A 23,301-nucleotide genomic window follows, 5' to 3' on the forward strand; every position below is an offset into this window, starting at 1 on the left:
ATGAAAAAAATTATTAGCTCCATTGTCGTTTTATTAGCTACTTTTATGATACCCTTGCAGGCGAGTGCCCACGTCTCTGTTTTACCAAGTGAGTCCACTGTTGACTCTTGGGAAACTTATACGATGAAAGTACCTTCTGAAAAAGACGCTGCATCAAAGAAAATCGTATTAAAAGTAGCAAAAGGTGTTTCATTCGAATCATACGAACCAGTGTCAGGATGGACAACTACGGTAGATAAGAAAAACAGTACAGTAACATGGCAAACTGAAGGAAGCGGGATTGAAAAAGGTCAATTCCAACGTTTTAGTTTTATCGCTAAAAACCCAAGTGAAGAAGGAGAAGTAGCTTGGAATGCCTACCAATATTATGAAGATGGCTCCATAGTTGAATGGGTTGGCGCAGAAGATTCCGAAACACCCCATGCGACTACGAAAATTTTGAAAGAATCTTCAAAAACTACCACAGGGTCACACGGAGAAATGGTTGCAGGAGCCGAGAATACTGCTGCGAATACAAGCGAGTCTAATGACAATACGATTTTATTATGGACGGCGCTTGCCATTGGTGTGCTCGCATTAATTACAAGTATTCTTGCTATCTTAAGCCGAAAAAAATAACATCAAAGGAGTAAATAGATGGAGAGGAAAATCATCCATTTAGCAGTTGGAAAACCAAAAAATTTAACCCTTCCAAGTAATAAACGAATGATGACTGGAATTGAAAAAAAGCTCGTTAAAAAAGCGCAATTAACTATGAATGGCTTTGAAAACGATGCACCTCATAATTTGAAATATCATGGAGGAGCGGATCGAACTGTATGCATTTATCCATATGAGCATTATGCCAAATGGGCTGAAATGTTTGGAGAAGAACTACAAGTAACCGCGTTTGGGGAGAATCTAATAGTCACTAATATGTTAGAGAGCACGGTCCATATCGGTGATAAATTTCAAATTGGTGAAACTGTAATACAAGTAACAGAGGCGCGAAACCCGTGTAGCACGATTGAGAAATTTAATGGAATACCAAATCTCTATAAAGCAATTCGCGAAACAGGCTTGACAGGTTATCTATGCCGAACAATTACCTCAGGAGAAATCAGTGAAACGGATAAGATTAGACAAATACACCAAGAGTCGCACGGGGTAACAGTTGCTTTTTGTCATGAAAAAGTATTGCATAAAAAAGGTACAAAAGAAGACTTTGAGCGAATTTTAGCTGTTCAAGCTTTATCCGAACGTTACCGGAATCAAGTAGAAAAGCTAATAAAAAAGTGATAGCGTCATTCGCTATCACTTTTTTTGGTTTCGTTTATTAATTCATTCTTTCTCAGTGTTAAAAATTGTTCAACTACGGCAATTTCTTCTTTCGTTAAATCAGGTGTGTCGGCAATTAATTGGGTGATTTTACTTGCGCGTTGTGTGCTAGAGGTAGAAGTTTTCTTAGCACGAAAAAAGTTGGTTAATGTACTAGTAATCATCCCAATAAACGCTATTCCAAATAGCATCATTATCGATGCTAAAATTCGTCCGATTGGTGTAACTGGAACGATATCTCCGTAGCCTACTGTTGTCGACGTAACGATTGCCCACCACAGTGCATCAGGATAGTTGTTTATTTCAGGTTCAATAAAAACCATTGGAACCGGAATAATAATCACAAGTAATACAAAAATCATTAAAAAGCGACTTAATCCATTGGAACGGAAAAAGCTATAAATCGGTACAATATAACGTCTTCCCATCGCAGTAATACTTAGAAGATGGATAAAACTTACAATCCGAGCCGCTCTAAATCCGCCGTAAAAAGGAATGATTGCAATCAATTGGAAAGGATGCGTTTTTACATAATGCCACTTATCATCTGCTCGGTGAAACCTAACAAAATAATCTAATGTAAATATCACCCAAATAATCCAATTTAAAATAAAAGTAAAGTTGTTTCTGTATGGCAATAGGGCAAGGGAAAGTACTATGAGACTAAGCATAAAAATCTCATAAATCATTTTTCTCTTTGTTTTATCCAAGTTATTCACCTCGTTTAACGTGTATTCTTATTTATTTTAGCATAAAACCGGCTGAAAACTGTAGATAAATCAAAAACAGCTGATGATATATGTCATCAGCTGTTTTCTTTATTTAATTCGTAGCCGATTACTTTTACTTCTAGATGCGAGCAAGCATAGGTAGCAAAGTAAGGCGAAGAGCATTGTAATAATTAAGCTGTGTGCCAGTGCGATATATAAGTTCACTCCTGTATAAACAGAAAGCGCACCAGTAACCGCTTGAAGAGCGATAAACACAAGTGACAATACCATACTAAAAGTTAACACGCGGTATCTTCTATAATCACGGAACACAAGCCAAGTTACATAAAGTAACCAAACAATTAAAATAAATGCGGCTAACCTGTGGAAATACTGCACATAATCTTGTACAGAAGTAGGCATAATAAAGTGCCCATTTTCAAACGGCCAAACCGGAACGGCCATACTTGCTTTTTCATGACGTACAAGTGCGCCAGTATAAACGGCTAAATAAGTATAAATCGTTAGCGCGTATATATTAATTCGTAATTTTGTCCCCATCACAAGGTTTCTAGCATCAAATTTCCTGTCTACTTCGAAAATCATTAGGGCAAGTAACACAATCGAGGCATAACATATAATGGAAATACCAAAGTGAAGTGCCATAATGTACGGATTTTGACCCCAAACTACTGCTGCCATTCCCATTAACGCTTGAATAATTAGAAACAACACAGCGATAATTGCAAGTGGTTTTGTTTCGCGGCGATTTTTCATATAAATCCAAGCACAAATTGCTAATACAATAACAAAAATCGAACTGATTCCTGTTGTCATTCGGTGCATAAATTCAATGAGTTTTTCTGGGGTAACATCTGTTAAACGAACTAATTGTCCATTACAAAGTGGCCAACTATTACCACAACCATCTGCCGAACCAGTTTTCGTCACCAGTGCCCCGCCAAAAACAACGACCGTCATACAAATAATCGTTAGTACAGACCAAACTTTTAAGAATTTTTTCATTATCTACCAATCTCTCCTTTAGATGCGTGTGAGATTTTACTAAAATTTGTTTATATGTATATGTTCATGAGTACACATCAAACTAATTGTAGCGTGTTTATTTAAAGAAGTAAAGCGTACAAGACTAAAGCCGATTTATTGACAAAAGGGGCGTATTTTTCACATAATAAGGGTATAGGATATGTATCAGTTCGCAATCACTGGTTTATATCAGCAAGTGTTAGGGGGAGAAAAATTGAATCAGATAGAGAAGACTGGGGAGTTAACTTCGAGTAGATTTACTGTCCGTGATTTTACCGAGCTTGTGAAAATCGGAATCGTTAATTCTAATACGATTACTGCTTTTACAGGTATGTGGCTAGCCTTTCAGTTAAATGGAATTTCTTTTATTCAAAATGTAGATGTAATATTTTTTACTATCGTCGGTTCGGCACTTATTGTCGCTGCTTCGGGCGCTTTTAACAATGTCATTGATCGTGATATTGACGGAATTATGGAAAGAACGAAAAACCGACCAACGATGACCGGGAAAATTTCTGGTAAACGTGCACTGATGGTCGCACTTGTGTTAGGTGTTGTCGGGACAATTATGTTATTTATGACGACTTGGCAAGCAGGAGTTCTTGGTGTTATCGGTGTCTTTTTGTATGTAGTCGTTTATTCCCTTTATGCGAAAAGAAAACTAGTTAGTAATACTGTCATTGGTAGTTTTTCAGGAGCTGTTCCACCGCTTATCGGTTGGTTTGCAGTTGAGCCATCATTTAGCATTGTGCCAATTATGCTATTTCTTGTCATGTTTTGTTGGCAACCACCTCATTTTTATGCAATCGCGATTAAACGGAAAGAGGAATACGCAGCCGCTGGAATTCCAATGTTGCCAGTAGTAAAAGGCATTGAACGCACAAAGAAAAGTATGTTTTTCTGGGTGATTTTATTAACTGTTTTACCATTCTTTATGTTTGATTTAGGGCTTGTATATGTTATTTTAGCAACCTTACTCAATATCGGTTGGCTGGCACTAAGTATTTATGGATTTAAAATGGAAGATAGCATCAAATGGGCAAAATGGATGTTTATTTACTCGCTAAATTACATGACAATTTTATTTGTTGCGATGGTCGTTATTTCGATTTTCTTATAAAGACAACTACAATTACGAGAACCGCATTTTGGCGCGGATTTTCGTAATTGTTTTTTTATGATTTTTAAAGCTTTTCAAATGATATGAGAATTGGTAAAATGAAACTTACATCAAGAAAAACAAAATACCGCCGAGGAGGGCAAAATGTGAAGTTTATTATACGAGTAGCTGTGCTATTAATCATTTGCCTGTTCATTGGATATAACACAGATCTTTTTTTTAGTAAATCAGTTGAAAAAAATACGGCCGAAGATACTGCTACAAAATCTAATTTTCCTGATGATAAAAAAACAACAAATGAAAATCCGAAACAAGTACAAGATAGTTCTAGCTTGGCAAGGTTTATTAATAAGAACGTAAGTGAGTTAAACAAAGAATTTGGTGACCCGGTACGTGTGGACAAAACAGCATACGGTTATGATAATTACGTTTATAGCCAACCAGGAACTAGCTACATGTTAGTTGGAGTAACCAATAATGTTATACAAACGATTTATGCGCTCGGTCAAGACTTAAATGTTATGCCTTATACTATCGGAATGTCGACAGAAAAAGTATTTACTGATGCGAATTTACAATCAGAAATATCTTTTAATTATAAAGATAGTTATTATAAATTTGAACTTTCCGAAGAAGATTTAAATGCTCGACCAATTGTCAATATCGGAAGTGGCGTGTATGCGCAACTGAATTTTGATAAATTTAAGTCAAAACTAGTTAGTGTCCGCTACTTGAATAAATTAGCTTTCATAAAAATGCGACCTTATGAATTATCTTATCAAGGTGAAATTTATGAAGAGAAATTATCTCAAGAAGATTGGAATGCGATTGACCAAGCTTCCAGTAAACAGGTATTAGAAATTACAAACGTCATTCGCGACCGTTACGGTATAGAAGAAGTGGCGTGGGATGTTGGCGTAGCAAGAGTAGCATATGGTCATAGTTTTGATATGAAGAAAAATGATTATTTTGATCACAATTCACCAACACAAGGCGATCTGAGCAAGCGGTTAAGCGCGGGTAATATAAAATATACTAAAGCAGGAGAAAATATTGCTTATAATTATGTAGATAGTGCAGCTGCTGTAGAAGGCTGGTTAAATTCGAAAGGGCACAGAGAAAACTTACTAGATGGTTCTTATACCTACATGGGTGCTGGAACTTATCGGAAGTATTATACGCAAAATTTTATTATTAAATAATCGTTCTATGGTATAATAGAAAAGTAAGTAAGATGGAGGTGGCTAGATTGCTCGCTACAATGGAAAATATGGCGCTACTTGACTTATCAGATGAGCTTGCTAGCATGATTCTAGACTCCGAAGAAGCACAGAATTATAAGCATACTAGACAAGTATTACTAAATGACGCCAATTCACAAAAAAATATTCGTCAGTTTATACGAATAAAAGAACAATATGAGGAAGTACAACGGTTCGGCCGGTATCATCCTGATTATAAAGAAGTAACCAGGAAGACTCGTGCGTATAAACGCGAAGTCGACATGGATCAAAATGTGGCAGCTTTTCGCCGAGCAGAGATGGATTTACAATCTCTCTTGGATGAAATTAGTTTGCTTCTCGCAAGTGCAGTCTCAGAAAATATTAAAGTACCGACTGGTAATCCATTTTTTGAAACGAAATCTGCTTGTTCTACAGGCGGTTGTGGCAGCGGGGGAGGCTGCGGTTGTTCAGCGTAAAGCTTATCCTAAAAAGAAGGGGCTTAGACAATGGAAAATGATAGACAAGCTATCGTCGTTTGGATGAATCATCTCAAACAAGTTAGATCTTTGAAGCGATTTGGAAATGTTCATTATGTATCGCGTAAGTTAAAATATGCGGTGTTATATTGTGATATGGCCGAAGTAGAAGATATCTCTAACAAAGTTTCTCGTTTTCATTATGTGAAACGTGTGGAAATGTCTTTTCGTCCGTTCTTAAAAACAGAATACGAATCAAAAAAAGAAATGATGTATGAACATAAAAACGAAGATGTACAAATCAGTATTTAATCAAAACGGCGAGGCTATTTCGACTAGTCTTGCTGTTTTTTTGCATCTATTTATGATAAAGTAAAAAAGACATTGAAGTAAAGGTTGTGCGAAAAACATGAGAGTCATTGCAGGAGAACGAAAAGGGCATGCTTTAAAAGCTGTTCCAGGAAATAATACAAGACCAACTACAGATAAAGTAAAAGAATCCTTATTTTCAATAATCGGTCCATTTTTTGATGGTGATATAGTTCTAGATTTATTTGCTGGAAGTGGTGGACTTGGAATCGAAGCGCTAAGTCGAGGTGCCGAACGTGCTGTTTTTATTGACCAAGCAACACTCGCAATTAAAACAATCCGTCAAAACATAGAAGGATGCCATTTTACAGAGCGCGCAGAAGTATACCGAAATGACGCCGAAAGAGCACTCAAATTACTCCATAAAAATGAGCGGAAATTCGACCTTGTTTTCTTAGATCCACCATATAAAAAGCAACAATTAGAAAAATTACTGGGATCTTTAGAAAAATTAGAATTAGTTAACGAAAACGGAAGAATTATTTGCGAACATGATAAAGAAGCAGTCATGCCAGAGACAATTGGTAAATTCGAGAAAATCAAGTCTGTTTCTTATGGAATTACCGTTTTATCCATATTTGAATTTCAGGAGGCGTAGAAATGGAAGATAAAATTGCTGTTATTCCCGGAACATTTGATCCGATTACAAACGGTCACTTAGATATTATTGAACGTGCAGCAAAGATTTTCGATGTGCTTTATGTTGCTGTATTAAACAATTCATCCAAAAAACCGCTTTTCACTATAGAAGAGCGAATGGAAATGATTAAAGAAGTGACGTCTCATTTATCAAATGTTCAAGTAGAAAGTGCGAGCGGATTGACCGTTGATTATGCTGCTATGCGCGGAGCTACAGCCATTGTCAGAGGCCTTCGTGCTGTGAGTGACTTTGAATACGAAATGCAAATTGCTTCAATGAACCGAACGCTTAATGCAGAAATCGAAACTTTTTTCGTCATGACTAACACGAAATACTCTTTTTTAAGTTCGAGTATGGTTAAAGAAGTCGCGCAGTATCAAGGAGATATCTGCGAACTTGTGCCAGAAGTCGTGAATAAAGCAATACAAGCAAAATTCAAGTAAGTAGGAGATGGAGAAGATAATGCGTAAAGAGTGGAAAAAAATAACGGCAATAGTGCTGTTGATTATTATTATAGCGGGCTTTTTTATTCCAGTTCCGTATTATATTTCAAAACCTGGTGGAACCGAAGAACTTGCACCACTCGTTACGGTTGATAACCATCCAAATAAAAAAGACGGATCACTCAGTCTAGTGACGATTGCGATGGGAAAAGCAAATATTTATACATATGTGACAGCTAAATTTCTACCATATCATGAACTAGAAAAAGATAGCGACATCAAATACGATAATGAATCTGATGAAGAATACAACGTTCGCCAAATGCAAATGATGAATGAATCCAAAAACAACGCCATTCAAGTAGCTTACAAAGCAGCCGGACAAGAAGTCAAAGTTACTTATGATGGCGTATACGTATTAAGTGTAAAAGACAATGTTCCGGCAGCTGATATCCTTCACGCTGGTGATTTAATTACAGAAATTGACGGGCACTCGTTTAAATCAAGCCAAGAATTTATTGATTACATCCACAGTAAAAAAGTGGGTGACACTGTCAAAATCAGCTATAAGCATGGTGATAAAAACGAGCAAGCCAACATCAAACTAACAGCCATTGATAAAAAAGGTACTCCAGGAATTGGTATCACGCTTGTGGATGATGAAAAAATCACCGCAGATCCAACCGTGAAAATCGACTCTGAAAAAATCGGCGGACCTTCTGCTGGTTTGATGTTCAGTCTAGAAATATACAGCCGTTTCGAAAAAAATGATCTTACAGATGGCAAAAAAATTGCTGGAACTGGCACAATTGATCCTGATGGAACCGTGGGAAGAATCGGCGGTATTGATCAAAAGGTCGTTGCGGCAGATAAGAGTGGTGCAAAAATTTTCTTTGCTCCAAATGATCCAATCACTGAAGAAATGAAAAAAAGCGATCCAAGTATCGAAAGTAATTACGATACAGCAGTCGAAACAGCGAAAGACATTGATACCAAAATGAAAATTGTTCCAGTTAAAACCTTCCAAGATGCCGTGGATTATTTAGAAAAACTAAACTAAAAAAGTCGTTTTGTCTGCTTTAGACAAAACGACTTTTTAATTTAGAGATATTTCGCAGTCAATGATTGTTTGTTTTCAAGTAAATCAAGTGGGGCACCTTCAAAAATAATTTGTCCACCTGAACTTCCACCTTCTGGACCAAGGTCAATAATCCAGTCAGCATTTCGAATAATATCGACATTATGTTCTATCACAATAACCGTATTTCCTTTGTTTACAAGTGAGTGAATAATCGTCAAAATATGTTCAATGTCTGACATGTGTAAACCAGTTGTAGGTTCATCCATAATATAAATCGACCCTTTTTTATGAAGCTCATTGGCGAGTTTTAAACGTTGACATTCCCCGCCTGATAAGGTGCTAAGTGCTTGGCCAAGCGTGACATAACCAATTCCAACCTCTTCCATTGCTTCAATTTTTTTCAAGATTTTTTTATCCGTAAAGAAATCAAGCGCTTCTGAGACAGTTAGTTCTAAGACGTCACTAATCGATTTACCATTCAGCTTATATTGTAAAACAGAATCCTGGAATCGCTTGCCGTGACATACTTCGCAAGGTGTGCGAATCGAATCCATAAAAGCCAAATCCATTGTCGTGAAACCAAGTCCTTTACAGTTTTCGCAGGCGCCTTTGGAATTGTAACTAAAGAGTGATGGACTGACATCATTTTCTTTTCCAAATGCTTTTCGAATCGGGTCCATTATGCCAGTATAGGTGGCGGGATTGGAGCGGATATTGGCATGTGCGGCTGATTGGTCTATCACAATTGCATCTGGATATTCTTTTAGGAAGACAGAATGAATCAAAGTACTTTTACCCGATCCAGCCACACCAGTTACTACGGTAAGGACTTCTTTTGGAATGTTGGCCTGAATATCCTTTAGGTTAAAGCGACTACTTTTTTCTGTTGTTAAAAAGCCTTTTGATTGTCGCGGTTTGCTATTAATTGGTAAATGGCGATTGAGGAACTGACCAGTCAATGTGTCCGACTTCAACAAATCTGTATAACTTCCGACGAACTGAATCTCACCCCCATGTTTCCCAGCATGTGGGCCTACATCAACAATATGGTCAGCAATTTTGATGACATCTGGATCGTGCTCTACAACGAGAATAGTATTCCCTTTATCGCGTAATTTCACAAGTAATTCATTCAGGCGATGAACATCCCGTGGATGAAGGCCAATACTAGGTTCATCGAAAATATAAAGTAAATCCGTCAAACTACTATTCAAATGACGAATCATCTTGACGCGTTGTGATTCCCCGCCAGAAAGAGAAGCAGTTTGACGATCTAATGTCATATAACCAAGGCCAATATCAATCAAATGTTGCACTCGTTCAGTGATGCTTTTGACCATTGGAGCAGCGATGGGATTATCAATACTCGCAATCCTTTCTTTTAGTTCGTCTAATTGCATTGCTGTGAAGTCGGCGATATTTGCGCCATTTATTGTACAAGATAATGCTTGCGCGGAGAGTCTCGTGCCTTCGCAAGTCGTACAAGGCGCAATATGGGTGAATTTATCGACACGTTTTTTTGTAGAAGCGGACATTTCACCTTCTTTTTGAATGTACAAACGATTGAATTTTGGAATTAATCCTTCATAGGTTGCGTTCATACTACCCATGGGAGTCTCTAGAAAGACTTTAATATCCTTTCCATTTAAAAGCATATCGTATTCTTCGTCAGTGTAATCTTTAATTTTTTTATTCACATCAAAAAAGCCGGAATAAGCATAGGAATTCCAGTACCATGAATCTACCGAAAACGTCGGAAATAAAATGGCGCCTTCTTTAAGTGATTTATTTGGATCAAGTAATTTTACTAAATCGACCGAAACTTTTTGACCAACACCGTGGCAATCAGGACACATACCAGCAGGATCATTAAAAGAAAACAAATTTGCGGTGCCGATACTAGGTTTACCGACACGTGAGAAAAGCAATCGCAAAATCGAATTAATATCCGTGATGGTACCAAGGGTGGAGCGGGAATTACCGCCAAGTCGTTTTTGATCAATAATAACAGAGGTGGAGAGGTTTTCAATTGAATCTGCATCCGGTTGCGTATACTTCGGAAGGAAATTACGAAGATAGGCGCTGTATGTTTCGTTTAACTGTCTTTGCGATTCCGTGGCAATAGTTTCAAATACAATAGAAGATTTTCCAGAACCAGATACACCAGTAAAAATAGTGATTTTTCGTTTTGGTATATCCAGGGAAATATTTTGGAGATTGTTTTCACGAGCTCCTCTTAATCGAATATATTCTTGTACCATACACATACCTCCTGTTTTTTTGAGTCGGACAAATATCTTAGCAAAATAGAACTATGAAAGTCAACCAAAAACCTTGTAAATGTTTACAAGGTTAGAATAGGTGGAGTATGAAAGTCGCCCGCTTGATAATTTTCTAATCCATTTATTAGTGTATAAATGTCTGTTGCTCGTAGATCTTCTTTTAAAAGACTTGGATCTGCTTTAGAAACAGTCGTAACAATTGGAAGCGAAATATTTTTCTTATGAAGTGATAAGTATTTTTGACCAGCTTTACTCATTCCAAGCACTCGGATATAGGGCTCTGCAGGAGGCGTATTTTGGGCATTTAATAAAATTTGTAAAGCGGTTCGTTGTAAGCGCGCGTTGCTGTATCGTTTTGTTTTCATTATTTCAATAAAATCTGAAAAACTGTGCGCTTTTTTTGCCGCAAGTTGCATTCGATTTTGAATTCCTTCACTAACACCGCGAACCCCATCAAGCTCATCCGAACTAGCTTGGATTAAACGAAACTTTAGAAGCGGCCAATAATCTTCAAACGATAAAAATGGTCCGCTATAATTATTTAAAACTTCTATAGAGTAATCGGGAAGGTAGCGACTAGCTTCTTCTAAATTCCCAGTAAGGAGTAACTTTCTAATCGCAGTTGCACTAGCAATATAATCGTGGCTTGCTTCCGCATCGTGATAACCCGAATGTTCACGCGACATCGTTTGAAGTGCAATCGAAGGATTTTGTTTTTGAATAGCGAGTGCGTAGTGGAAACCGAGAATGTTATTAGGCTTAGTAACATCCAGTAATTCTTTTCCAAATAAGTGTGTAAAAGCTTTTGTATAAGCTCTCGCATACGATGTTTTCTTATCACCTAAAGCAAGCTGAATGGCTTCATTAAAAGCAGCTTCGTTCTCAACAACTGTTTTAGCAGCGGCAGAAAAATCTTCACTAACCCCGTGCTCACTTCCGAAAAAAAGTGTATCTATATGAAGTGCATCTAATAGTCGAATAGACTCGTCTGCAAAAATTGTCGCATGTTGTGTCGCAAACGAAACAGGGAGCTCAATAACCATATCGACGCCAGCTGCAAGGGCCATTTTTGTTCGTTCCCATTTAGGTATAATTGCTGGCTCGCCGCGCTGTACAAAAGAACCACTCATTACCGCAATTACCACATCGCTTTTTGTAAGTTCGCGTGCCTTATTTAAATGTAACTGGTGACCATTATGAAAAGGGTTATATTCGACCACAATTCCAGTTGCTTTCATTTCGATTCCCTCCTTTAGATAATCTATTTTAGCATAAAAATCAGCCGGCAGTTTCGGTCCCTGAAAAACCATTGACAAAAGCCTTGAAAAAAGCTATAATATTTTGTGTTGCGCTTGGAGTGATGTAGGATGAAATGGTCTATCAGTCAATTGAAAAAATATCGTGACAGCAACTTCACGATTAATGAAAAAGCTGACCTAAAAAAGTTCTTTCAAGAGAACAATATAGACGTTCGTGATGCAAGCCCCGTACAAGTAACTGGGGAACTTATTGTACACCCAGAAGAAGTTACCGCTAACCTAACTATGAAAGGCGAGTGGACACTTCCATGTGCTCGTACACTTGAGGATGTTATTTATCCTTATGAAGTGCATGCGACGGAAACCTTTGTGAAATCCAAAGAACAAGTTCTAGATGAATCTTGGCATGTGATGGAGCAAGATATGGTGGACTTAACCCCTGTAGTAGAAGAACTTTTACTTGTTGAAATTCCGATGCAAGTTTTCAGTGAAGACGCACTCGAAATGAGTAACCTTCCACGAGGCAAAGAATGGGAAATGAAAACAGAAGAAAGTAATCTACTAGAACAAATAGCAAAAGAACCAAAAGTGGATCCTCGTCTTGCGGGATTAGCCAATTTTTTCGATGAGAAAAAAGAAGACTAAACTTCCCCGTGAAGCTGGAATATATTAAGGAATTTATTTTTCTTAGATTAACGATTAGTTATCGTCAAGGAGGTGTAAGGAAATGGCAGTACCTTTTAGAAGAACTTCAAAAGCCAAAAAGCGTAAGCGTCGTACACACGTTAAACTTCAACTTCCGGGCATGAACGAATGCTCGAATTGCGGCGAATATAGACTTTCCCATCACGTATGCCCAGAGTGTGGACAATATGATGGCAAAGATGTAGCAAACAGCTAATACAGTTAAAAACAGGTGACGTTTCACTTGTTGAAGACGAACCTCGAAAGACGCCATGGGTCTTTCGAGGTTTTTGTTTGCATACAAAAGTGCAAAGACTCATCACTTCTGATAAAATAAAAGCATCAATCAATATGGAGCTGAAATCAATGGAAAACCAAATAAACGTTGGAATCATTGGCGCCGGAGCAATGGGACTGTTATACGCGGCTAATTTTGCTGATAAATCTAAACTAACACTTTTTACACATCGTGAAGAACAAGCTACTTTATTAAATCAAAAAGGAATTTCATTAATAGATAATGTAACAACGAAAAATATACATATACATGCAGTATCTCTTGCTGAAGAAGAACAATTAACTAATCAGAAGTTATTAATTATTGCCGTAAAGCAGTATTCTTTAAATGAAATACTACCAATTCTTCAAAAGTTACCGTCAAATATTCCAATTTTATTTATTCAAAATGGAGCTGGTCACTTAGGGTATTTAAGTCAGCTTGGACAAACCCGTACCATTTTATTAGGTGTTAGTGAGCACGGGGCAGGTCGTGAAGACGATACGACCGTTATTTGGCGTGGACACGGCCGAACAAAATATAGCATTTACCAAGGAGAACTGAATGACGACCTAGAAGAATTACTAACGTCTAGACCAGTTTTTCCAATTGAAAAGCATGCAAATTATCTAGAAATTATTCAAGAAAAATTATTTATTAATGCAGTTATTAATCCATTAACAGCAGTTCTTGGTGTTCAAAATGGGAAACTTTTAGAAAATCAAGAATGGCATAATTTGTTAATAAGAGTCGTAAAAGAAGTTGGAGCTGTTTTACCTATAGAAGATGCACAAAAGAAAGTCGAAACGATTTGCCGTACAACTGCACTTAATTTTTCCTCAATGGCGCTTGACTGCATGAATAGACGGATGACAGAAATTGATGGGATTGTGCTACCGATTTTAGAAAAAGGGAGTCAAAGAGAAATTTCCCTTCCTACACTTCAAACGCTTTACCAGATTATTAAAGGGATGGAAGGAGAACATCATGTTTGATTGGTTAACTAATTCAACAGCTATTATTATTATTTTACCTGTAGTGGTATTTGTTCTTACATTATTTCTAGCACGTTTTAAATTTCGGAAACCACAACGTAGAATTATGTTGGCAGCAGATTTATCAACAATTTTCTTAATTATCGCTGTTCACTTTTTTATGATTGTCATCTTTAATCATTCGTTTTTATTGTATATATTGTTGTTTTTATTTGTCTTAGGAATCATTATTGTTGTTTTAGCAGCCAAAAAAGAAGGCGAAATTAAGTTTCGCAAAATCTTTCGTGGTTACTGGAGACTTTGTTTCTTTATTTTCGCCCTACTATATGTTGTTCTTTATTTATACGGAATTATTTATAGCTTAATATTACTTTTTTAAGGAGTTTTTGTTTCAATCCATACTTTGCTTAAATCGAAGTAACCATATGGATTTTCAGCAATGCCTTTTATCATGGAATGGAGCGATTGGCTTTTTTCTGGATGATGTAAATAAATTAAATAATTATTTTCGGTTAGATAACGATCAATGTTCGTTTGCAAAACGTCTCTTTTGGAGGCGTTTTTTTCCAATTTCATTTCATCTAATTTTTTTGAAAGTTCAAGAAGAATACTAGCATTAAATAGTTGTTGTGGTAAAAGATAAGGGTTATTTAAGAAATCCAAATAAGCCATTTCGTTATCAGAAGCTGGAATTTCTCCCATCATCATCAAATCTGTTTCCTCTTTTGGCACATTTGTATAAGAAGCTTCTTGATGAGAGATGATTTTTTGCTCAAGATTAATACCGAATTGAGCTGCCCGGTCGCGGATCCATTTTGCTTCTTTTAAAGCGGTAGGATGCTGAGTTGTCGCAAATATGACTTTTTCGCCTTGATAATTTGCTTCTTTTAATAAGCTAGCAATTTTTTCAGGATTTTTAATAGGCGTAATCGATTTTTCTGGAAAGTAATTGGAAGCTATTGTGCCGTAATTTTCAAAATCTAGCTCACTCGCTATTTGGCAATCTATTAACTGATAAAGTGCTTCGCGAAATGCAGGATGTTGTGCTGAACCATGCCTATGGGTATTGAAACAAATAAAGTTAACACCAACACCTGGTTTACGGCGCTCGATATAAGCTTTATTTTCCTCGTAATCAACGGAAGTAAATTGCATAGGAATGTTTGTTAAAGCATCTCCTGTTTGAGCTGTCCAAAATTCTACCCGGTCAAGAAGTGGACGTTCTAAAAAGTAAGCGTCAAATGCTTCTAAAACAAGCCGTTCGTCATTTCGCTCTACTATGCGAAAGGGACCGGTTGAAATCCATTTATATTCATCAAAAATAACATCCCGAGGTAAAATAGCCATATTGGCTGTACATAAATAGCGAATAAAAAAAGGATCCGGTTTGTTTAAATAAATCGTAATCGTAAATTTATTTAAACATTGAATTGATTTAATGGATTTTAATTGCCAGGAGCTGACAGAATTTTTTTCCATCGAACGGAGTAAGGTGTATTTGACGTCTTCGCTATCAAGCATGCGACCATGATGAAATAAAACACTTTTTCGTAAATAAAAAGTCCATTCTGTATAATCATCGGATACTTTCCAATTATGCGCAATATGTGGAGTAATAGTCTTTTTTATTTCATCATATTTTACGAGAGTATCACTGATTTGCGTAATCAAAAAAGCTTCCATAGATACAGAAGTTTGCAGGGGATCTAAGGTAGTGAGCTTACGTCGAACAATAGAGCGGAGTATTTCTTGTTGATTTTCTGTTACTTGTAAACCAAACATATGCTGAATTTCAGTAGATATGTTAGAAAACCAACTTTTAGGAATAGGTAATTGTAGCAGAAATAATATATCACTAAATGCATCGTTTGCTAAACTTTGCTCCAAAACTTCAAGCACTTCTTCTTCTAATTGTTTAGGAAAAATAAGTCGTGAAATATTTCCTCGACCAAGTCCGGGCAAATAAGTGAGTATTTTCTTTGTTTGATATTGTTGTAATTTTCGCTTGGCATTTTTAGTAGTACAAAACCAAATCTCTGCTAAATTACTTAGTTTAAAAGGCACATCTAAATCTGTTGTTTGCGTATATAAATACGCACGCATAGTGAAATAATCTTTGTCCATAAGTCAACTCCAATCTAAAAGGGGACAATATATGTTTCTAAATACCCTTTTTATCTTTCTATTCCCCCTTTATACTAACAGAGAAGTTAAGAAATTTGCAATGGAGGGGATTTCATGTTTAAAGAGTTACACCCAAATATTCGTGCACGGATTTTGATTCAATTTTTAAGTAAAGTAATCGGGTCAATGATTTTTCCTTTTATGGCAATTTATTTTTCAATGGAGATTAACAGCGGGGTTGCGGGAATTCTCTTGATGATTAATGTATTGGTACAGTTTCTTGCTGGAATGTACGGCGGACATTTGGCGGATATTATTGGTCGTAAAAAATTAATGGTATCTGGAGAAGTGCTAAAAGTGTTTGCATTTCTAGGAATGGTGCTTTGCAATTCGCCGATTTTTCATTCACCATGGATAACTTTTGTGATGTTACTTCTTATTGGTGTGGCACAAGGACTCATAAATCCTGCGGGAGAAGCAATGCTGATTGATGTAAGTACGCCGGAAAATCGTTCCTTTATGTATTCAGTTAGTTACTGGGCAAATAATTTATCTATGATGATAGGGATTATTGTTGGTGGTTGGTTTTTCGTGGATTACTTATTTCCCTTGCTGATTGTGCTTTTTGTTATGTCATTCGTTACTGCATGGCTTACTATAAGCTTGATTTCAGAAACTTTAAAGCAAAAAGCAGTATTACAAAAAGGGACTTATGGTTTAGTAGGTATGTTTAAAAATTATGGGCAAGTGTTACATGATTATCGTTTTCTTCTATATACTATCGGTGGAATTGCAGTTATGTCGATTGAATTTCAACGAACCAATTATATCTCCGTGCGTTTAGCAGAAGATTTTCAAGCGTTACTCGTTCATTTTGGCCCCCTTGGGAATATTACATTAAATGGTGTGCAAATAGTTAGTGTTTTAACAGCTGTGAATACACTGTTTATCGTTCTTTTTACAGTACCAGTTGCAAAGTTTGTCACAAAACGAGCCCAACAACCTATTATGTACGTTGGTTTTACTTTATTTGCAATAGGTTTTGCTGTTTGTGCTTTTGCAAATAATCTTGCGGTGTTATTACTAGCGACTGCAGTTCTTTCTATCGGGGAGTTGCTTTACGTACCAACGCGCCAAACAATTTTAGCAGCAATTGTTGATGATGACAGACGTGGAGCATACATGGCGTTTAACGGTATTATTTTCCAAATTGGTAAAATGATAGGTTCGGTGAGTCTTGTATTTGCACCTTTTATTGGTAAATATGGCATGGGGGCTTTTACGATTTTACTTGGGATTTTAAGTATTGTATTTTCTGCTGCTGCATTAAAAGCTGGTTGGGAAAAAGTATTAGCGAAATAGCTTTTTGGGTAAGAAGTGGGGAATCCCTCCACCTGGTCCCACAATCATTTTAAAAAGAAATTTTAGTTAAAATGGCTTTAAATAAAGGTTTAATCATTCTACTTAAATAGTAGAATGATTTTTTTTTACTCTTTTTTAAGTTTTTGGTGGTACGAAGTGGGGAGATGTGGTAAAGTGGTATGTAGGAAAGTGGGTGAAGTCTAATGTTCATGGGAGAATATCAACATAACATCGATATAAAGGGCAGATTAATTGTGCCAGCTAAATTCCGTGAGCTTTTGGGGGATAATTTTGTTATAACCCGAGGACTTGATAAGTGTCTATTTGCTTATCCACAAGAGGAATGGAAAAAGCTTGAAGAAAAGCTCCAAACCTTACCACTTACTAAAAAAGATGCTCGTTCCTTTACACGTTTCTTCTTTTCCGGTGCGTCTGAATGTGAACTAGACAAACAAGGACGGATAAACATTCCATCCAACTTGCTACAGTATGCGGATTTGGAAAAAGAAACAGTAATTATCGGGGTTTCAAGTCGTATTGAAATTTGGAGTAAATCAGAGTGGGATAATGTCTTTAATGAGGCAGAAGAATCCTTTGCTGATTTAGCTGAAAATATGATTGGCTTTGATATTTAAGGGGGAATTTGCATGTTTAAGCACGAAACCGTATTACTACATGAAACAGTCGATATGCTTGAAGTAAAACCAGACGGAATCTATGTCGATGCAACACTTGGCGGCGCAGGTCACTCAGAGTATTTACTAAATAAGCTTAATGAACAAGGGCACTTATTTGCTTTTGACCAAGATCAAACAGCAATTGACAATGCAAAAATTAAATTAGCAGATTATAGCGATAAAGTAACTTTTATTAAAGCCAATTTTCGCGATATGAAAAAAGCATTAAATGAGCGTGGTATCGAAGCAGTTGATGGGATTTTGTATGATTTAGGTGTTTCTTCCCCTCAGTTGGATGAGAGAGAACGCGGTTTTAGTTATCATCAAGATGCTGAACTTGATATGCGAATGGATCAAGAACAAGAATTGACAGCTAAAATAGTGGTCAATGAGTGGTCTTATCAAGACTTAATCCGTATATTTTTCCAGTATGGTGAAGAGAAATTCTCGAAACAAATTGCTAGAGAAATCGAACGTCGTCGTGAAGTGAAACCAATTGAAACCACTGGCGAACTAGTAGATATTATCAAAACAGCTATCCCGGCGCCAGCAAGAAGAAAAGGCGGACACCCAGGGAAACGCACTTTTCAAGCTATCCGAATCGCTGTTAATGACGAATTAGGTGCAGTAGAAGATTCGCTTGAAAAAGCCTTAACTTTATTAAAACCAGGCGGCAGAATTAGCGTAATTACGTTTCATTCTTTAGAAGACCGCATTACAAAACACTTATTCCAAGAAGCGACAAAAGGACCAGATTTACCACCAGGTCTTCCTGTCATTCCAGATGAATATAAACCAGATTTCAAACTTGCGACAAGGAAACCAATCGTACCAAGTGAAGAGGAACTGGAACAAAATAATCGAGCGCGTTCTGCAAAACTACGTGTGATCGAAAAAATTATTAAATAGCAGGAGTTGAAAAAATGTGAGCAATGTCGCCTATAAATCGAATCTCGAACCAAATAGAGTACATAGAGAAGCGGAACAACCTAAAAAACAAATCCTAAGACGAGGACAAATGACACTCGGCGAAAAAGTAATCATCACGATAGCGCTTGCGATTGTTTTAGTTGTTGCTTTCCGTATCATCAGTGTACAGGCACAAATTTATACAGTGAATCAAGAAATCCAAACAAAAGAAACAAAAATCCTTGAACAACAAAAATCAAATGAAGATTTAAAAGTAGAAGTAAAAGATTTAGGGAGATATGAACGTATTTTAAAAATCGCTAAAGAAAAAGGGTTAAAACTTGATGGCGATAATGTGAAAGTGGTAGATGGTCAATGAAACGGCGTATAGGTAACATGAGAAGGGGAGCTTTAGTGCTTTTTATCTTTTTCACTATTCTCTTTCTCTTAGTTTCTGGCCGTTTTCTTTATTTGCAAATTACGGGAGAAGCAAATGGGGTTCCGCTAGCAGCTAAAGCATCTAAACAACATTTAAAAAGCAGTGTTCTCGAAGCAAAACGCGGCTCCATTTTAGATCGAAAAGGAGAAGTGCTAGCAGAGGATACGGCTTCTTACACGATTGCAGCGGTAGTTAGTGATAAATTATCCAAAACAACGAAAAATCCGATGCGAGTAGTTGATGAAGAAAAAACAGCTCGTATTCTTGCAAAATATATTCCTATGGACGAATCTGATATTCTAGATAAACTCAATGAAAAAGGAAAATATCAAGTGGAATTTGGTTCTGCAGGAAAAAACATTTCTACAGAAACAAAAGCTAAAATCGACAAAGAAAATTTACCAGGTATTGAATTTACTCGTCAATCAGAGCGTTTCTATCCTAATGGTACTTTCGCAACGCAATTAATCGGCTTTGCGCAACAAGAAGAAGAAAAAAACACTACTAAATTAGAAGGTAAAATGGGCATCGAATCCAGCTATAACGATATACTAACAGGTAAAAATGGGGAAATCGATTATAGTACCGACCGAATGGGCTATATTTTGCCTAATTCAAAAAACAAAGTAACAGAAGCAAAAGACGGTAAGGATATTACATTAACATTGGACAAAAAAATCCAAACCTTCTTAGAAGATACAATGACAACTGTCGATGCAAAATATAAACCGAAAAATATGATGGCCGTAGTTGCAGATCCGAAAACAGGAGAAATTTTGGCCATTAGTCAACGTCCTTCATTTAATCCAGCTGATAGGTCGACAATTACTGGGAATAGTTCGAGTATTTGGCAAGATTTACCAGTAGAATATGCTTATGAACCAGGTTCAGTAATGAAAATCATCTCCTTAGCATCTGCCATTGATACAAACGTATATAATCCAAACGAATATTACCAATCAGGATCTTACAAAGTTGGGGATATAGCAATTCATGACCATAATAATGGGAATGGTTGGGGTTCAATCCCATACCGCGAAGGCGTAGAACGTTCCAGTAACGTTGCATTCGCTAAACTTTTAAACAAAATGGGTACTGATACATTTAAAACCTATTTAGATAAATTTGGTTTTGGTAAGAAAACAGGTATTGCTTTGCCAAATGAAACTAAAGGAAAGATTCTTTATAACTACCCGATTGAAAAAGTAACGACTGTCTTCGGTCAGGGAACAACAGTTTCAATGATGCAAATGATCCAAGCTGCATCAGCAATTGCAAGCGATGGTACAATGAAAGAGCCATATGTAGTTTCGAGCGTCAAAGATACTAATACTGGAGAAGAGACAGAAACAAAAACCAAAATCGCTGGAAAACCGATTAGTGCCGAAACAGCTAAGAAGACTCGAAATGAATTAAAAAATGTTATTAGCGGACGAAATGGAACAGGTAAACTATATGCGATTCCTGGTTATGATGTTGCTGGTAAGACAGGAACGTCACAAATTCCAGATTCAAAAACAGGTAAATATATGACTGGGGCAGAAAATTATATTTTTTCTTTCTTAGGAATGGCCCCAGCAGATAACCCTGAGCTAGTGATATATGTGACAATGCAACAACCGCAATTATCTGGTAGTCAAACAGGTGGAGAAGCAGTTTCAGAAGTATTTAATCCAGTAATGAAAAACAGTTTGCAATATATGAACATTAAACCAGGTGATGTTGAAAAACTAGCGAGCGAAAAAGTTCCTGTAGTAGCTGAAAAAACAGTAGATGAAGCAAAAAAAGCTGTACAGGCAAAAGGGCTGGAACCAGTAATTGTTGGTAATGGTAAAAAAATTGTTCAACAACTTCCGCTGGCGAACAGTGAAATAATGCAAGGGCAAAAAGTAATACTAATGACTGACGGAGATATGACTGCTCCAAATATGGTGACTTGGTCAAAAGATGACGCGCTAAAAGTATCAGAAATCACTGGTATCCCATTTGAGTTTAGTGGAAGTGGCTATGTGAAGAGTCAAAGTGTTTCAGCAGGTAGTGTAATTAATAGTGAAACGAAAATGAAAATAACGCTCGCCTTACCAGAACAAATTAGCGAATTTAATCAAAATCATGATCAAGATACCGCGAATGAAAATAAAAAAGCGACAGACATCCGAGAAAATGCAGGAATTGGTGATTTACTGAATGAATAATAGGAAGATAGAAGTATGTCAGCTGAGTAAAGTGGCATACTTCTAACTTTAAAAGCAAACTGTGTCTTTAGTCGTGGTAGATATACTTTGTTGTTTTTGCTAAGATAGAAAAGAATTCTTTTTGATTTTAGCAAAATTAACAGAAAGAATAAGTTTGAGGAGATGGCAAGAATGAAGTTAAATGAACTAATGCAAGCTATCCCGGTTTTTACTGGAAACGCAAGTGCAGCAATTGAAGTTAGCCACATTGCACAAGATAGTCGTAAAGTACAATCAGGTAGCTTATTTATTTGTATAGATGGTGAAATAGTAGATGGACATCAGTTTGCTCAACGTGCTGTAGAGCTCGGCGCAGTAGCGATTATCGCTGAAAAACAACTAGATGTTTCCGTGCCAGTTCTTTATGTTAGAGATTCTAAACGAGCAATGGCAATGCTAGCAGATTATTTTTACGGTTCTCCAACCCAGGCATTAAAACTTGTTGGGATTACAGGGACAAATGGTAAAACAACGGTTAGCCATTTAGTGGAACAAATTGTTCGCGAAAACGGCGAGCAAACTGGCTTAATTGGTACGATGTATCGTAAAATTGGCGATGAAATTTTAGAAACAAAAAATACGACGCCAGACAGCTTAACATTGCAAGAAACTTTTCGAGATATGCTTTTAAGTGGTGTTAGTACAGCTGTAATGGAAGTCTCCTCTCACGCCTTAGTTCAGGGTAGAGTATATGGTTCGGATTATGACGTAGCAGTATTTATGAATCTATCTCAAGATCATTTAGATTATCATCATACAATGGAAGAATATGCTTACGCTAAAAGCTTATTGTTCGCGCAGCTCGGTAACAGTTATAACACGAGTAAGCCTAAAATCGCTGTTTTAAATGCAGACGATGCGGAAAGCGTGCGGATGCAAACAGCGACTGCCGCACATATTATTACTTTTGGAATAAAAGAACCAGCTGACTTTGCCGCATCCAACATCCAAATTACAAGCCACGGATCCACTTTTGATTTAAAAACACCTGTGGGAAATTTCTCATTAAAAATAAAAATGATTGGGAATTTCAGCATATATAATGTATTAGCAGCAATTGCAACAAGCTTTGCGCTTCAGATTCCTGTAGAAAAAGCAATTGCCACTGTTGAACGTATTCCAGGCGTGAAAGGACGTTTTGAACTGGTGAATGCAGGGCAAGATTTTCCAGTAATAGTGGATTATTCTCATACGCCTGACAGCTTGTTAAATGTTCTACAAACGATTGCTGAATTTGCCCAAAAACGTGTTTTTGTTGTTGTAGGATGTGGTGGTGACCGTGATAAAGGAAAACGACCACAAATGGCAAAAATTGCTGTTGACTATGCGACAAATCCAGTCTTCACATCAGATAATCCGCGTAGTGAAGACCCACATGCGATTATTGAAGATATGATTCAAGGTGTTCTGGATAGCGATTCATATGTTGTTCATGAGAATCGTCGCGATGCCATTCGTTATGCTGTAAATATGGCAGAAGCAGGGGATGTTATTCTGATTGCTGGTAAAGGGCATGAAGATTATCAAGTAATTGGTGACGAGGTTATTGATTTCGATGATCGCGTAGAAGCTCGAATAGCTATTGAAAAAAAACTCGGACTCGCATAAAATATGAAGTGAAGTGCTTTGACAA

24 protein-coding genes are annotated in these 23,301 nt (G+C 36.9%); 19 read left to right on the forward strand and 5 right to left on the reverse strand.

Translation table 11 applies throughout. The features are described 5' to 3' along the window. Together HCB45_RS00375 and HCB45_RS00380 are read left to right on the forward strand one after the other, a co-directional pair. Complete coding sequence (locus HCB45_RS00375; protein ID WP_185319240.1) at positions 1-618, forward strand: YcnI family copper-binding membrane protein; 618 nt, start codon at positions 1-3, stop codon at positions 616-618. Positions 619-636: 18 nt separating this feature from the next. Next, on the forward strand, positions 637-1,278 hold the full coding sequence (locus tag HCB45_RS00380) for an MOSC domain-containing protein (RefSeq protein ID WP_185607851.1): 642 nt from the start codon (positions 637-639) through the stop codon (positions 1,276-1,278). Between the two features lie 5 nt (positions 1,279-1,283). Here the strand turns inward: HCB45_RS00380 and HCB45_RS00385 are convergent, their stop codons facing one another. Together HCB45_RS00385 and HCB45_RS00390 are read right to left on the reverse strand one after the other, a co-directional pair. After that, complete coding sequence (locus HCB45_RS00385) at positions 1,284-2,027, reverse strand: potassium channel family protein (protein ID WP_185618259.1); 744 nt, start codon at positions 2,025-2,027, stop codon at positions 1,284-1,286. 108 nt (positions 2,028-2,135) lie between these two features. Then, on the reverse strand, positions 2,136-3,053 hold the full coding sequence (locus HCB45_RS00390; RefSeq protein WP_003723941.1) for a COX15/CtaA family protein: 918 nt from the start codon (positions 3,051-3,053) through the stop codon (positions 2,136-2,138). Between the two features lie 235 nt (positions 3,054-3,288). Between HCB45_RS00390 and cyoE the strand changes: the two genes are divergently transcribed. The 7 genes from cyoE to HCB45_RS00425 all read left to right on the forward strand — a co-directional run bounded on the left by cyoE (position 3,289) and on the right by HCB45_RS00425 (position 8,405). After that, positions 3,289-4,194 (forward strand): heme o synthase, encoded by a 906-nt coding sequence (gene cyoE, locus HCB45_RS00395; RefSeq protein WP_185319237.1) that lies wholly within the window; start codon positions 3,289-3,291, stop codon positions 4,192-4,194. A gap of 146 nt (positions 4,195-4,340) precedes the next feature. Next, complete coding sequence (locus tag HCB45_RS00400; protein ID WP_185319236.1) at positions 4,341-5,396, forward strand: CAP domain-containing protein; 1,056 nt, start codon at positions 4,341-4,343, stop codon at positions 5,394-5,396. Between the two features lie 47 nt (positions 5,397-5,443). Next, complete coding sequence (locus HCB45_RS00405; RefSeq protein ID WP_185618262.1) at positions 5,444-5,893, forward strand: YlbF/YmcA family competence regulator; 450 nt, start codon at positions 5,444-5,446, stop codon at positions 5,891-5,893. Positions 5,894-5,923: 30 nt separating this feature from the next. After that, a complete protein-coding gene (locus HCB45_RS00410; RefSeq protein ID WP_003726138.1) occupies positions 5,924-6,205 on the forward strand; it encodes a YlbG family protein in 282 nt (93 codons plus the stop codon). 97 nt (positions 6,206-6,302) lie between these two features. Continuing rightward, entirely contained in the window at positions 6,303-6,860 is a 558-nt protein-coding gene (gene rsmD, locus HCB45_RS00415; RefSeq protein ID WP_185319234.1) for a 16S rRNA (guanine(966)-N(2))-methyltransferase RsmD, read from the forward strand. A 2-nt stretch (positions 6,861-6,862) separates the two neighbouring features. Continuing rightward, a complete protein-coding gene (coaD, locus tag HCB45_RS00420) occupies positions 6,863-7,345 on the forward strand; it encodes a pantetheine-phosphate adenylyltransferase (RefSeq protein ID WP_185618264.1) in 483 nt (160 codons plus the stop codon). Between the two features lie 19 nt (positions 7,346-7,364). Then, positions 7,365-8,405, forward strand: a complete 1,041-nt coding sequence (locus tag HCB45_RS00425; protein WP_185618266.1) for a SepM family pheromone-processing serine protease — start codon at positions 7,365-7,367, stop codon at positions 8,403-8,405. A 41-nt stretch (positions 8,406-8,446) separates the two neighbouring features. On the opposite strand, the gene HCB45_RS00430 is transcribed toward HCB45_RS00425, so the two are convergent. Then, a complete protein-coding gene (locus HCB45_RS00430) occupies positions 8,447-10,687 on the reverse strand; it encodes an ATP-binding cassette domain-containing protein (protein ID WP_185618268.1) in 2,241 nt (746 codons plus the stop codon). An 83-nt stretch (positions 10,688-10,770) separates the two neighbouring features. Continuing rightward, a complete protein-coding gene (locus tag HCB45_RS00435; protein ID WP_185618270.1) occupies positions 10,771-11,946 on the reverse strand; it encodes a nucleotidyltransferase in 1,176 nt (391 codons plus the stop codon). A gap of 129 nt (positions 11,947-12,075) precedes the next feature. Between HCB45_RS00435 and HCB45_RS00440 the strand changes: the two genes are divergently transcribed. The 4 genes from HCB45_RS00440 (at position 12,076) to HCB45_RS00455 (ending at position 14,302) form a co-directional block, all read left to right on the forward strand. Next, entirely contained in the window at positions 12,076-12,612 is a 537-nt protein-coding gene (locus HCB45_RS00440; protein WP_185607857.1) for a YceD family protein, read from the forward strand. An 82-nt stretch (positions 12,613-12,694) separates the two neighbouring features. Next, the gene (gene rpmF, locus HCB45_RS00445; protein ID WP_003726143.1) at positions 12,695-12,868 is read left to right on the forward strand and encodes a 50S ribosomal protein L32; all 174 of its coding nucleotides are present in this window, start codon (positions 12,695-12,697) and stop codon (positions 12,866-12,868) included. Positions 12,869-13,017: 149 nt separating this feature from the next. Then, complete coding sequence (locus HCB45_RS00450; protein WP_185607858.1) at positions 13,018-13,923, forward strand: 2-dehydropantoate 2-reductase; 906 nt, start codon at positions 13,018-13,020, stop codon at positions 13,921-13,923. After that, on the forward strand, positions 13,916-14,302 hold the full coding sequence (locus tag HCB45_RS00455) for a DUF3397 domain-containing protein (RefSeq protein WP_185319227.1): 387 nt from the start codon (positions 13,916-13,918) through the stop codon (positions 14,300-14,302). The genes HCB45_RS00450 and HCB45_RS00455 overlap by 8 nt, the downstream gene beginning before the upstream one ends. On the opposite strand, the gene HCB45_RS00460 is transcribed toward HCB45_RS00455, so the two are convergent. Beyond that, positions 14,299-16,047 carry an SgrR family transcriptional regulator gene (locus HCB45_RS00460; RefSeq protein WP_185607859.1) on the reverse strand — a complete coding sequence of 583 codons (1,749 nt, stop codon included), beginning with the start codon at positions 16,045-16,047 and terminating at the stop codon, positions 14,299-14,301. The genes HCB45_RS00455 and HCB45_RS00460 overlap by 4 nt on opposite strands. A gap of 114 nt (positions 16,048-16,161) precedes the next feature. Here HCB45_RS00460 and HCB45_RS00465 point away from each other — a divergent pair, with 114 nt between their 5' ends. The 6 genes from HCB45_RS00465 to HCB45_RS00490 all read left to right on the forward strand — a co-directional run bounded on the left by HCB45_RS00465 (position 16,162) and on the right by HCB45_RS00490 (position 23,276). Continuing rightward, positions 16,162-17,409 (forward strand): MDR family MFS transporter, encoded by a 1,248-nt coding sequence (locus HCB45_RS00465; RefSeq protein WP_185319225.1) that lies wholly within the window; start codon positions 16,162-16,164, stop codon positions 17,407-17,409. Between the two features lie 203 nt (positions 17,410-17,612). Next, positions 17,613-18,044, forward strand: coding sequence for a division/cell wall cluster transcriptional repressor MraZ (gene mraZ / locus HCB45_RS00470; protein WP_003763280.1), 432 nt, complete (start codon positions 17,613-17,615; stop codon positions 18,042-18,044). A gap of 12 nt (positions 18,045-18,056) precedes the next feature. Then, positions 18,057-18,995, forward strand: coding sequence for a 16S rRNA (cytosine(1402)-N(4))-methyltransferase RsmH (rsmH, locus tag HCB45_RS00475; RefSeq protein WP_185319224.1), 939 nt, complete (start codon positions 18,057-18,059; stop codon positions 18,993-18,995). A gap of 16 nt (positions 18,996-19,011) precedes the next feature. Beyond that, the gene (gene ftsL / locus HCB45_RS00480; protein WP_185319223.1) at positions 19,012-19,374 is read left to right on the forward strand and encodes a cell division protein FtsL; all 363 of its coding nucleotides are present in this window, start codon (positions 19,012-19,014) and stop codon (positions 19,372-19,374) included. Further along, positions 19,371-21,629, forward strand: a complete 2,259-nt coding sequence (locus HCB45_RS00485; RefSeq protein WP_185618272.1) for a penicillin-binding protein — start codon at positions 19,371-19,373, stop codon at positions 21,627-21,629. Before ftsL ends, HCB45_RS00485 begins: the two co-directional genes overlap by 4 nt. A 171-nt stretch (positions 21,630-21,800) precedes the next feature. Then, a complete protein-coding gene (locus tag HCB45_RS00490) occupies positions 21,801-23,276 on the forward strand; it encodes a UDP-N-acetylmuramoyl-L-alanyl-D-glutamate--2,6-diaminopimelate ligase (protein WP_185319221.1) in 1,476 nt (491 codons plus the stop codon). The last annotated feature ends 25 nt before the right edge of the window (positions 23,277-23,301 follow it).

The sequence above is a fragment of the Listeria farberi genome (assembly GCF_014229245.1).
GTDB classification, from domain to species: domain Bacteria; phylum Bacillota; class Bacilli; order Lactobacillales; family Listeriaceae; genus Listeria; species Listeria farberi.

Coding starts and splice junctions, on each gene's coding strand:
- HCB45_RS00375 (WP_185319240.1), top strand. CDS start 1: ATGAAAAAAATTATTAGCTCCATTGTCGTTTTATTAGCTACTTTTATG.
- HCB45_RS00380 (WP_185607851.1), top strand. CDS start 637: ATGGAGAGGAAAATCATCCATTTAGCAGTTGGAAAACCAAAAAATTTA.
- HCB45_RS00390 (WP_003723941.1), bottom strand. CDS start 3,053: ATGAAAAAATTCTTAAAAGTTTGGTCTGTACTAACGATTATTTGTATG.
- HCB45_RS00410 (WP_003726138.1), top strand. CDS start 5,924: ATGGAAAATGATAGACAAGCTATCGTCGTTTGGATGAATCATCTCAAA.
- rsmD (WP_185319234.1), top strand. CDS start 6,303: ATGAGAGTCATTGCAGGAGAACGAAAAGGGCATGCTTTAAAAGCTGTT.
- coaD (WP_185618264.1), top strand. CDS start 6,863: ATGGAAGATAAAATTGCTGTTATTCCCGGAACATTTGATCCGATTACA.
- HCB45_RS00425 (WP_185618266.1), top strand. CDS start 7,365: ATGCGTAAAGAGTGGAAAAAAATAACGGCAATAGTGCTGTTGATTATT.
- HCB45_RS00430 (WP_185618268.1), bottom strand. CDS start 10,687: ATGGTACAAGAATATATTCGATTAAGAGGAGCTCGTGAAAACAATCTC.
- HCB45_RS00435 (WP_185618270.1), bottom strand. CDS start 11,946: ATGAAAGCAACTGGAATTGTGGTCGAATATAACCCTTTTCATAATGGT.
- HCB45_RS00440 (WP_185607857.1), top strand. CDS start 12,076: ATGAAATGGTCTATCAGTCAATTGAAAAAATATCGTGACAGCAACTTC.
- rpmF (WP_003726143.1), top strand. CDS start 12,695: ATGGCAGTACCTTTTAGAAGAACTTCAAAAGCCAAAAAGCGTAAGCGT.
- HCB45_RS00450 (WP_185607858.1), top strand. CDS start 13,018: ATGGAAAACCAAATAAACGTTGGAATCATTGGCGCCGGAGCAATGGGA.
- HCB45_RS00455 (WP_185319227.1), top strand. CDS start 13,916: ATGTTTGATTGGTTAACTAATTCAACAGCTATTATTATTATTTTACCT.
- HCB45_RS00460 (WP_185607859.1), bottom strand. CDS start 16,047: ATGGACAAAGATTATTTCACTATGCGTGCGTATTTATATACGCAAACA.
- HCB45_RS00465 (WP_185319225.1), top strand. CDS start 16,162: ATGTTTAAAGAGTTACACCCAAATATTCGTGCACGGATTTTGATTCAA.
- mraZ (WP_003763280.1), top strand. CDS start 17,613: ATGTTCATGGGAGAATATCAACATAACATCGATATAAAGGGCAGATTA.
- rsmH (WP_185319224.1), top strand. CDS start 18,057: ATGTTTAAGCACGAAACCGTATTACTACATGAAACAGTCGATATGCTT.
- HCB45_RS00485 (WP_185618272.1), top strand. CDS start 19,371: ATGAAACGGCGTATAGGTAACATGAGAAGGGGAGCTTTAGTGCTTTTT.
- HCB45_RS00490 (WP_185319221.1), top strand. CDS start 21,801: ATGAAGTTAAATGAACTAATGCAAGCTATCCCGGTTTTTACTGGAAAC.